Source organism: Elusimicrobiaceae bacterium (assembly GCA_028700325.1).
In the GTDB taxonomy this organism is placed as follows: Bacteria; Elusimicrobiota; Elusimicrobia; order Elusimicrobiales; family Elusimicrobiaceae; genus JAQVSV01.
In genome coordinates, this window is the sequence record JAQVSV010000068.1 from 1 (window position 1) to 10,820 (window position 10,820).

Genomic DNA, 10,820 nt, shown 5'->3' on the forward strand with positions numbered 1-10,820 from the left:
ACCGCGATCATCGGCACCAGCAGTCCGCCCAGCGCCATCAGCATGAACTTCACGCCCTTGAATTTACGCGCCAGCGAGCCGAACAGCGCGAGAAAAAACGTTATCGCCGCCACTGAAAGCACTTCCATGCCCAGTTGAACCAGAATATGCGCCGCTGTCGCCTTTTCCGCGCCGGTATCGGGAATAAAGCCGGGCGGCAGAAACAGCAGCAGCGCCGCTTCCGCAAGCAGGCTCGCCAGAAAGATTGCCAGCGCCGAATACAGCGCGCGCGGACTGCGGCAAATGGCCACATAGGCTCCGCGCGGGCGGGCCAGCAGGTCCTTGAAAAGTTCGGCGGTAAGTTTTAGCATCGGCTCTCCGGGCTATTTCCCCACGCAGAAGCGGCTGAATACAGCCCCCAGAATTTCATCGGCGGCGGTGTCGCCCACCGCGCCCTCCAGCTCGCGCAGCGCCGCGTTCAGGTGCACCGCGGCAAGCTCGAAAGGAGCCGGGTCCGCCAGCAGGAGCGTTTCCGCCCGGGCCAGCTCCGTTTCGGCGGCCAGCAGGCAAGCGTAATGCCGCGCGGAAGTGACCACGGCGGAATTCTCGTCGAGGTCGTCCAGCGGCAGTGTCTTTATCAGCGCCGACTTCAGCGCTTCTATTCCCGCAAGTGTTTTGCAGGAAATGCACACCGTTTCCGCGCCCGCCAGTTTTGCAGCGGCGTTTTCCGTATCCGCCAGATCGGTTTTATTGAGCGCGACAATAAAAGGTTTCCCCGCGTCCGACACAAGTTTAAGCACCGTCCTGTCGGTTTCGGTAAAGCCGGTTTCCGCCGAACACACGATAATTGCGAAATCAGCTTTTTTTATCGCGGCTTCCGTCCTGCGCATGCCTTCCAGTTCGGCGGGATCGAGCGCGTGCGAGCGCAGGCCGGCGGTATCGGTGAGAATAAGCCGGAAGCCTTCAAGATCAACGCTCTGTTCGATGGTGTCGCGTGTGGTGCCGGGCGTGGGCGCTACAATCGCGCGGTCACAGCCGGCGAGCGCGTTTAACAGGCTGGATTTGCCCGCGTTGGGCGCGCCTGCTATCGCCACGGCAATGCCGTTTTTCATCAGTTTGCCCAGCTCGAAAGTGCCGGCGAGCCGTTTGGTCCGCGCGCGGGCCGCGTTAAAAAGATTTCCGGCCATGAACCGGTCAAGCGGCGGGATCTCGTCGTCGGCGTCGTCTATCCGGGCTTCGGTTTCGGCCAGCAGCGCGACAATATCGTCTTTTATCGTCTTGAAGCCGTCCGACACCTTTCCTTCGGTCATGCTCAGCGCCGCTTTATGCGCCGCGGCGTTTTTTGAAAGAATCAGGTCGCAGAGCCCCTCCGCCTGCGCCAGATCCAGCTTGCCGTTTAAAAAGGCGCGCATGGAAAATTCGCCGGGTTCCGCCGCGCGCGCGCCGTTTTTTAGCGCCGCGCCCAGCACCCGCGCGGTTATGTAGGGCGAGCCGTGGCAGGAGATTTCAAACACGTCGTCGCCGGTGTAGCTGGCTGGCGCGCGGAAAAAAACCACAACGGCCCTGTCCAGCAGTTCCTCCCCCTCCTGCACACGCATCAACACGGCGGTTCTGGGCGCCGGCGGAAATTCCGCGCCCTGTTTGCCGCGCAGAAACCTGCCCGCTATTGTTACTGCCTGCGGGCCGGACAGTCGGACAAGCGCCACCGCCCCGCCCGCCGGACCGGTTGCGGCGGCTGCGATGGTATCGTTTCGGTTTACCAGAGCAAGCGTCTTATCCATATAAATGATTTCATTACCGGCACAAAGCGCCTTTCAGCCCGCCATGGCGCGGAAAATATTCCGTATGTCTTCATAAACAAACGGCGGAGCTGTTAACCCCGCCGTCCGTTCATCTTCGCTTTATGATTTTCTTGGGCGCAATACCACTTTTCGCCACTTATGCTCGCCTTCGCTGAAAGTTTCAACGTCGGGACTGTTTTCCAGCATCTTGTGCACAAAACGGCGGTGCGCCGCGTCCATCGAAGGCAGGCGGTACATCTCGCCGCGCGCCCGCACGATATTGACGCCGCGTTTCACTTCTTCGGCGATCCTGTCTTCCTGCTGCTTGCGGTATTCGCCGGTATCAAGCGCGATATTGGCGGTTCCGCCTGTCCGGCGGTTCACTATGAGCGTAACGAGATATTGAAGCGACTGAAGAGTCTGCCCGTCCCGCCCGATCAGCATGGCAGGGCTGTCGCAGTCAAACGACAGCAGGATACGCTGCAGAATCGGATCCCAGCCGGTGGCGAAGCCGGAAGCGGCAACACCCATCCTGTCCAGTAGTTCCGAAACAGTTTCCTGCGCGAGCTTCGCGGCCGGTTCCAGCTCCGGCGGCAGCGCGGCCGCCGCCGTATCCGGTTCGGGTTCCGTTTTCCGCTGCGCGGGCTGAACCGCCGTTTCGTCCGGTTCGGATGGAACGTCCGCGATTCCGGCCGTCTGAGTGTGCTGCTGCGGCGTCAGGCCGGCGGGCGGTTCCTGCCCGGCCGGTTGGGCGGCAGGTTGCTCCGGAAAGTCAAATCCGGCCTGCTGTTCCTGTTTCGGCATTTCATCTTCAAAGATCGCCGGCTCCAGCGGTTTTTCGGCAAGCGGAGCCGCCGGTTCGGCGCAAGATTTTTCAATCTTGTCCGCGGCGTCTTTTCTGCCTTTCAGCGGCACCTGCACCGTTTTGACCTGGGCCGACCGGCGTTTGATCTGCGGCTGTTTCTGCGCTTTCTGCGCGGAACTGGAACCCGCCGCTGCGGCCGGTTTCGGGTCTTCCGCAGCGCGTCCGCCGCGGTTGCGGCGGCGTTTCGAGTCGGTTATCTGCTGCGGCGCTTCCGCTGTTTTCCAGATGCGTTCGGTGATTTTTATTATCGCCGGTTTCGCGCCCAGCCCCAGAAATCCGCTGGTGCCTTCCGCGATAACAGCCACTTCTACCTGATCCCGCCGCAAGCCCAGCTGGGCGAGCCCGCTTTCAATCGCCACCTGCACGTTTTTCCCTTCAAACTTGTATTCTTTGGACATTCGTTTTACATCCTCCGTAACGGCTGTCCCGGTCATTTTGTCAGGCGCTCATCGTTTTTTTAAGCCATATCTGCTGGATGAAGCTGACGATGCTGCTGGTGGTCCAGTACAGCACAAGACCTGACGGAAAAGTCAGGAACATAAAAGTGAAAATGACGGGCATCCATTTAAGTACGGCCATTTGGGGATTATTGTCGTTAGCCATAGTCATTTTCTGCTGGAAGAACATCAGCGCACCCATTATCAGGGGCAGCACATAGAAGGGATCCTTCGCGGACATGTCGTGGATCCAGAAAATCCACGGCGCGCCGTGCAGGTCCCATGAGTTTCTTAGCGCCGTGAACAGCGCGAAAAACACCGGTATCTGAAACAGCATCGGCAGGCAGCCGCCCAGCGGGTTCACTTTGTGCTTTTTGTACAGTTCAAGCATTTCCATGTTGAGGCGCTGGGGGTCTTTTTTGTATTTTTCCTGCAGTTTCTGAAGTTCCGGCTGAATCTTCTTCATTTCCATCATTGATTTGTTGCTCTTGATGGTGAACGGCATAAGAATCAGCTGAACCAGCAGCGTGAGTATTACTATTGACCAGCCGTAGTTGCCCGTGAAGCCGTGATTGAAATACAGCACCTTCATGGCCAGCTTACCGAGTGTTGTGAAAAACCCGAATTCAACCGAGCGGTCCAGCTCGTGCCCCAGCAGCTGCAGTTTGCGGTAGTCTTTCGGCCCGAAGTAGAACGAAAATTTCCAGCTTTTCGTTTCGCCGGGGTTAATGACCATCGCGGGCGCGGTGACCTCGATTGAAGGGGTTTTCGTGTTTTCTATTTTCTGTTCGGAAAACTTTATGCTGTGGTACGGCCACTGCTGCGGTATAAGCGCGGCGAGAAAATACCGGTTTTCGATGCCGGCCCAGACCCACGGTTCCTTCGGGGTTTTTTCTTCCGACTTGATGTTTTCAACAACGGCGTGTTTTTTGCCTTCGCGGTGAATGGCGCAGGCGGTTTGCCACAGTTTGGTGTTTTCCTTTTCCTCGCTTTCGACGGTGCCGATGCCGGGGCCGAAATTTATGCCCCAGTCCGGCACTTCGACGGCGGTTTTGAGCGAATTGGAAATCGAAATCTCCAGTTCGCCCAGCCCTTCCTCGCTGAAAGCGTAGGTTTTTGTCATGCCGACGCCCTGTGCGAGCGCGGCTTCAAATCTGAAGCGGTTGTTTTCCTGTCCGGCCAGATTGAAATATACGCCCGGCATCGTGGCGAAAAAACCCGGATTGGAATTCGGGATCAGCTGAGCCGTGTTCACCGGCCCGCGGTAGCGGCAGCTTTTTATCGCCGCGCCGTAGTGGCTGAATTCAAAATCGGCTTTGCCGCTGGTGTAGGCTACCGGCATGTCCTGCTGTTCCTGCGAAACCGGCTGAACCTGTTTGACAGGGGCGTTTTTTGCCGCGGGCGCGGCAACGGGCGAGATCTGCGGTTTTCCGTTCGCTCCCGCCTGGGCCGGCGCGGTGACGGCGGGTTTTTTGTGCGCGTTGGGGTATTTCTTTTCCACCCAATAAAGCCAGCCGGCATATACCGCGAAAGATAATGTAAACGCCAGAACGAGGTTTTTATTCATGAATGCAAATCCTTTATTGAATTAGTGTCCGGCCCTGTCGCCGGGTTCGCGGCAGCCTTCAAAACGCCGCGAAAGATATTAAGGGAGGTTTTTAGCGCCGCGCCCGTTTAAGGGACCGGATCCCAGCCACCCGGATTGAACGGATGGCACCTCAGCACACGCCTCACGGCCAGATACGAGCCTTTAACAGGCCCGTGCCTGTCCAGCGCGGTTAACGCGTATTGCGTGCAAGTAGGGACAAATCTGCACGCCCGTCCGCCCAGCAGCGGGCGCAACAGCGAAAACGATTTGACCAGCCCTTTGAGCAAGGCGGCTGCGATGCCGGCCGCAGTTATTGCGCCAATCCCGCTTTTTGCCATATTGCCCGTATGGATTCGCAGGCCGAACCATATCCGTCCAGCTTGTTGCCGGGACGCGGATACAGAACAAGTTCCGCGTCCGCGCGGATGGATTGCCGGTTGAGCCTGAAAACCTCCCTTACAAGCCTTTTGAGGCGGTTCCGCCTTACGGCGCCGCCGGCCTTTTTCGATACCATTATGCCCAGCCTCGGCGTTGCCGCCGGGGAGCCGGTTTTCCACCACATCACGAAATCACGGGTGGCGGTTTTGCCGCCCGTTTCCAGCACTGCCTGAAACTCGTCTTTAAGTTTCAGTTTTGCGCTGCGCGGAAAACCTTCCGGCTTCACAACTGGGGAATCAGCTCGTGCCGTCCTTTGGCGCGTCGTTTGCTAAGCACTCTGCGGCCGCCGGCGGTTTTCATTCTGGCTCTGAAGCCGATTTTTTTTGCTCTTTTGCGTCTGTTTGGTCTGTATGTAGGTAGCATAGTTGTTATATTATAGTAAATTGCCGGATAAAAATGGAAGATTCTGTTTTGCGGAACGCGGGTTTTCGGGCCGGCCTGAAATGCTACAATACAGACAGTTGGTTCTGCTTATTTAAACTGATCCCGTATGAATTTTTCCGACTCCGCCGTAGTGCTTGTCAAACGCGATATCCGCGAAGCTGACCGGATAGTTTCGGTTTACACCCGCTCGCGCGGGCGCATGAACCTGCGGTTTCCGGGCGTAAACCGGCCTCTGGCGCGGTTAAAAGCCATAACCGAACCGTTTGTGTGCTCCGATATCCGTATTTATATGCGGGCCGGTTCCTGTTCCGGCGTGGCGACCGGCGGGAAAATAAACAGCGTGTTTCCGAAGTTGCGGCGCGACGCGCGCAAAACCCGGCTCGCCCTTCATTTTTGCGAACTGATGTACCGCATGACGCCGGAACTGCAGATTAACGAGGATAAATTTTTTCTGCTTGTCAACGTGCTGGAGTTTCTTGAAACGAATGAACCGGTTCCCTCTACCCGCGCGGCGTTTACGTTCAGGCTGATGCGGCTGGCCGGGTTCGGACTGTCGGACCCGGTGCTTGGTATTTCACGGCAGTTCTGGGACCGGCTGCATGAAGCCGATTTCGCCGCGCTTGACTTTGCTTCGCCTGCCGAGAAGGAAGAGCTGCTTAAATCGGAGTACGTCATTTCCCGGTTCATCGCCAGAACTTTTCCGCAGGGCATCCGCACGGCGGAAGCATTTGAAAATCCCCGTTACGCGCAGAACCTTTCGCTGTAATCACGCCGCCGCTTCGCGGCGCCGCGCCGTACTCGCGGCCGTTATGCACGGGATTGCGGCGGGCCGCCAGATCCGCATGCCCGGACACTGGGTGCCGGTTCCCCGGCACGCGATAACCGTCATGCCGTTTACCTTTTCCTTCACGCAATCGTCATGATCCGCCGGGACACCTGAATAGGCATTAGCGTAACAGCGGAGAGCAAAACAGTTCCGGACATACATTGACCTTTAAGAAAAGAATGGCGCCGCGAAGCATAAGCCGCTTCAAACGTTCCTCCGGCCTGCCGCGCCGGCCCGGCAAGCGCAGTCCGGTTCGTGAGCGGGAACTGATTTTTTGCGGCGTGCCGGTACGTTTTCGGTTTTGCGCGCTTGTGCGCTGTAAAGGGCAGCCGGTCAGTGCGGCATCCGTATTATGCAGGAGATGCTAGTCCCCGCCGGATCCGGCAGGGACTAGCGTTGCGCGTTTCTGCTCTGCCGGGCCAGCCGCGCCGGCAGCGGTTTTGCGGCGGAGCGTCGTTATATGGTTTAATTATGATAATATTCACAGGGGACGACTATGAATTTTCAGGACATGATAGCCAGGCTTGAAAACTATTGGAAAAGCGAGGGCTGCGTGCTGATCCAGCCTTACGATCTGGAAAAGGGAGCGGGCACGTTCAACCCGGAAACTTTTTTCGGTTCGCTCACTTCAAAACCGCTGCGCGCCGCGTATGTGGAGCCGTGCCGGCGGCCCGCCGACGGCAGGTATGGCGACAATCCCAACCGGCTGGGCAAGTATTACCAGTACCAGGTGATCATAAAGCCGGCTCCGGCCGATATCCAGAAAAAATATCTGGGTTCGCTGCGCGCCATCGGGCTTGACCCCAGACAGCACGACGTGCGCTGGATCGAGGATGACTGGGAGTCGCCCACGCTTGGCGCGTCCGGCGTCGGCTGGGAAATCTGGCTTGACGGCATGGAAATCACCCAGTTCACCTATTTTCAGAATATGGCGGGTTTTTCTCTGTATCCCATAACCGCCGAAATAACCTACGGGCTTGAGCGGCTGGCGATGTACACCCAGAAGAAAAACAACGTTTACGATCTGCAGTGGAACGACACGGTGACCTACGGCGAGCTTTTTCATGAGCAGGAACGGCAGTTTTCGCATTACAGTTTCAGCGAGGCCAATGTGGAGAATCTGCGGCGTTATTTCGCGGATTACGAGGCGGAATGCCACAGCCTCGCGGAAAAAGGCCTTTACCTGCCGGCTTATGACGCAGCGATGAAGTGTTCGCATTATTTCAATCTGCTTGACGCGCGCGGCGCGATTTCGGTGACCGACCGGACCCGCCTGATCGGCCGCGTGCGCGCGCTGGCCAAGCGGTGCGCCGCTGTTTATGTCGAGGCGAAAGAGCCGTCCGCCAAACCGGAACCCGCGCAGGCCCGCTGATTCTTCCGCGCAAAATATCAGGAGTCCAAAACCATGAAAGACGCTTTGCTTGAAATCGGAACCGAAAACATGCCCGCGCGGTTTATCGCGCCCGCTCTGCAGCAGCTGGAAACGCTGACCGTGAAACTGCTGGACGGGGAGCGGCTTGTCCATAAAGGCGTAAAAACCTACGCCACTTTCCGGCGGCTGACGGTTTATATCACGGCGCTGGAGGAGAAAAGCGAGCCGATGTCGGAAACGCTGTTCGGCCCGCCCGCCAGACTGCTTAAGGATGAGTCCGGCAACTATACCAGACAGGCCGACGGCTTCGCCCGGAAAAACGGCGTTGCGCCCGACAAACTGCTGACTCTTGAAAAGGGCGGCAGTATGCATCTGGCGGTTCGCAAAATGATAAAGAGCGAGCCTGCCGTAAAAATTCTTTCGCGGGTATTTCCCGCTGTTATCAAAGGTCTGGAGTTTCCGAAAAACATGATCTGGGAGGATCTGCGGTTTCCGTTCGCCCGCCCGATCCGCAGCATCTGCGCGCTGTACGGGCCAAAGGTTGTCCCGTTTGAAACGGCGGGCGTGAAATCCGGCCGCAAGACGATGGCCTTGTGGGCGCTGGGCGGCGGCGCGCTTTCGATAACCGAGCCGGAAAGCTATGTCGCGCAGCTGCGCGGCGGGCTGGTGCTGGCGGACTGGACCGAGCGGAAAATGGCGTTGTTAAACGCGCTTTCGCGCACGTCGCAGATGCTGGAAAGCCGCGTGGAGCTGGACGAGGCGCTTGTGTCCGAAACGGTCAACATGACGGAAAACCCGGTGCCCGTGGCGGGCACGCTCGCCAAAGAATTTTTGCGCCTGCCGCAGGAACTGGTGACCACGGTGCTGAAAAAACAGCTTAAATTTTTCCCCGTGCTTAACGACTCCGGCGAGCTGATGCCCTCGTTCATAGCCGTGCGCGACGGCGTGAGCGATAATTCCGCCGAAGTCCGCACCGGCTATGAAGCGGTGATGACGGCGCGTTTGTCGGATGCCGTATTCTTTTTCGACAACGACCGGAAAAAACCGCTCGAGGCGTTCCGGAACAAGCTGTCCGAAGTGCTGTTCCATGAGCGGGTGGGCAGCATGCTCAAAAAATCCGCCCGGACGGAAAAACTCGCGCTGTGGATAGCCGGCAGCGCCGGCTCCGGCGTGACACTGGATCAGGACTCGGTGCGTGTGGCCGCCCGCTACGCTTATGCCGATCTCACCTGCGGGGTTGTCGGCGAGTTTCCCGAACTGCAGGGCTATATGGGCGGCGAATATCTGCACGCGTCGGGCGAGAGCGGCGCGGCGATGTCGGTGCGGGAGTTTTACTATCCGCTGACCGCCAAGTCCAGCCTGCCGATGACGCTGGAGGGCGCGGTGGTTTCGCTCGCCGGAAAGATTGACACGCTCGCCGCGGCGTTCGCGTCGGGCATGATTCCCACCGGCAGCGAAGATCCTCATGCCCTGCGCCGGCAGGCATTCGGCGCGGCGCGCATACTGCTGGAAAAGAATGTGCCCGTTTCGGTGTCGCAGTTGCTGGAAAAGGCATTCGAGCTGGTGCGGGCCGATTACAACGGCCCCGATCAGGATTTTGCGGCCGTGCGGGCCCAGCTGGAGGAGTTCATGCGCCAGCGCGCCGAAACCCTTTTTGAGGAAAAAGGTTTCCGGTTCGACGAAATCCGCGCGGTTTTCGCCGCCCAGTACGACGAGCATGGCAACGCCGTGCGCGGCATGTCTTTCAGCGAGATTTATCACCGGCTTGTGGCGCTGGCGAATGTCCGCAAGGATCCGGATTTTGAGGCCATAGCGGTGTCTTTCAAGCGGGTCGGCAATATTCTTAAAAAGAACGGGCGCGGGGCTGGGGGCGGGGTGGACGAGTCGCTTTTTTCCGCCGAGGAAACAGCCGAAAAGGAACTCTACGCCCGGCTGGTCACCGTAAAAGGCGCGATGCGGCCCTTCGTATCGGGTGCCGGCGCGCCGACGGCGGACGGTTTTGAGGCGGTCCTGCGGGAAATGGTCACGCTCAAGCCGTTCGTGGACAAATTCTTCGACGATGTTATGGTGATCGCCAGAGATGAAACCGTCCGCAATAACCGGCTCGCGCTGCTTAATGAGCTGTATATGCTGCTGAGTTCGGTGGCGGATCTGGAAAAACTGCAGTAATCTTTTCGCGGCTTTGCGCGCGCCTGAAAAACGCCCCGCCGCTGCGGCGGGGCGTTTTTTATAAATTCCGCTCACAAAAACCCGGTGCCGGCCGGCACGGCCTGATGATTGCCGGCATGGCATGACCCAAGCCGGGGGATGCACATCTTCCATTTTCTGCTGGCATAGAAAAATGGAAAATGACCCGCCTGAATCACTCCGTTTATAACTGCCGATACCATTTGGTGTTGCCGACCAGATCCCGGAAGAAAAAATTTAATGACGGAATATACGCGTATTTCAAGGAACGGATTAAAGAGATAGGCGAACATTACCTATTGATTCAGATTTCGGAGCAAAACCACGATAGGGACCATGTATATCTGTTTGTGAGTATGCCACCGAGCATGAGAGTGAGCGATGCCGTCAGGATAATAAAATGCGATTTGAATCGGGACATGAAATCCAAATTTTCGTTCCTTAAAATAGTATATTTCGGCACTGACGGTATTTGAGTTAAGTAACATTTCGTGTGGGTTTTTAAGGGGGTTTCTCGTCGACAAACCCCTTTAAGTTAAGGTTTTATACCTTAACTTAATGAAAAAACACTGCAAAACCTGTCAGGCAATGCTTCATCGTTGGGGCCATACTTCAGCGGGAAAACAACGCTGGAAATGTCCAAAGTGTTCCCAAACCAGTAGTCTTAAACGCGATGATGTTTCTTTGAAATATCGAACCGAATTATTTCTTAAATGGTTAACCGGAAATGTCAGTTTATCTGAAATCTGTTTAGTGCAAAATGTCAGCCGAATTACATTAAGCAGATGGTTTTCTGCATTGTGGGATTTGCCGCCAAAATCCATTTTTCCTGAAACTATAATGGTCTGATAAATTTGGACAGTTGAATAAGATAAGAAAGTGCTGCATACTATAATCGTACGGAGGATATTATGCAGCGGAAAACATACAGTGCGGAATTTAAGGCGCAAGTTGCTCTGGCAG

10 protein-coding genes are annotated in these 10,820 nt (G+C 56.9%); 3 read left to right on the forward strand and 7 right to left on the reverse strand.

What is annotated here, in order from left to right; all coding sequences use genetic code 11:
* From PHW69_08220 to rpmH, 7 genes are all read right to left on the reverse strand, one after another.
* A partial coding sequence (locus tag PHW69_08220) for a hypothetical protein (protein MDD4005170.1) occupies positions 1-350 on the reverse strand: 350 nt, incomplete at its 3' end.
* A 12-nt stretch (positions 351-362) separates the two neighbouring features.
* Complete coding sequence (gene mnmE, locus PHW69_08225) at positions 363-1,760, reverse strand: tRNA uridine-5-carboxymethylaminomethyl(34) synthesis GTPase MnmE (protein MDD4005171.1); 1,398 nt, start codon at positions 1,758-1,760, stop codon at positions 363-365.
* A 120-nt stretch (positions 1,761-1,880) separates the two neighbouring features.
* On the reverse strand, positions 1,881-3,023 hold the full coding sequence (locus PHW69_08230; protein MDD4005172.1) for a Jag N-terminal domain-containing protein: 1,143 nt from the start codon (positions 3,021-3,023) through the stop codon (positions 1,881-1,883).
* Between the two features lie 40 nt (positions 3,024-3,063).
* Complete coding sequence (gene yidC, locus PHW69_08235; protein MDD4005173.1) at positions 3,064-4,629, reverse strand: membrane protein insertase YidC; 1,566 nt, start codon at positions 4,627-4,629, stop codon at positions 3,064-3,066.
* Positions 4,630-4,736: 107 nt separating this feature from the next.
* The gene (gene yidD, locus PHW69_08240) at positions 4,737-4,988 is read right to left on the reverse strand and encodes a membrane protein insertion efficiency factor YidD (protein ID MDD4005174.1); all 252 of its coding nucleotides are present in this window, start codon (positions 4,986-4,988) and stop codon (positions 4,737-4,739) included.
* Positions 4,961-5,314: a ribonuclease P protein component gene (gene rnpA / locus PHW69_08245; GenBank protein MDD4005175.1), complete on the reverse strand. Its 354-nt coding sequence runs from the start codon at positions 5,312-5,314 to the stop codon at positions 4,961-4,963. Before rnpA ends, yidD begins: the two co-directional genes overlap by 28 nt.
* Positions 5,311-5,451 (reverse strand): 50S ribosomal protein L34, encoded by a 141-nt coding sequence (gene rpmH / locus PHW69_08250; protein ID MDD4005176.1) that lies wholly within the window; start codon positions 5,449-5,451, stop codon positions 5,311-5,313. The genes rnpA and rpmH overlap by 4 nt, the downstream gene beginning before the upstream one ends.
* Before the next feature lie 127 nt (positions 5,452-5,578).
* Here rpmH and recO point away from each other — a divergent pair, with 127 nt between their 5' ends.
* From recO to glyS, 3 genes are all read left to right on the forward strand, one after another.
* A complete protein-coding gene (recO, locus tag PHW69_08255; GenBank protein ID MDD4005177.1) occupies positions 5,579-6,238 on the forward strand; it encodes a DNA repair protein RecO in 660 nt (219 codons plus the stop codon).
* A gap of 556 nt (positions 6,239-6,794) precedes the next feature.
* Entirely contained in the window at positions 6,795-7,670 is an 876-nt protein-coding gene (locus PHW69_08260) for a glycine--tRNA ligase subunit alpha (protein MDD4005178.1), read from the forward strand.
* Positions 7,671-7,703: 33 nt separating this feature from the next.
* Positions 7,704-9,839: a glycine--tRNA ligase subunit beta gene (glyS, locus tag PHW69_08265; protein MDD4005179.1), complete on the forward strand. Its 2,136-nt coding sequence runs from the start codon at positions 7,704-7,706 to the stop codon at positions 9,837-9,839.
* The last annotated feature ends 981 nt before the right edge of the window (positions 9,840-10,820 follow it).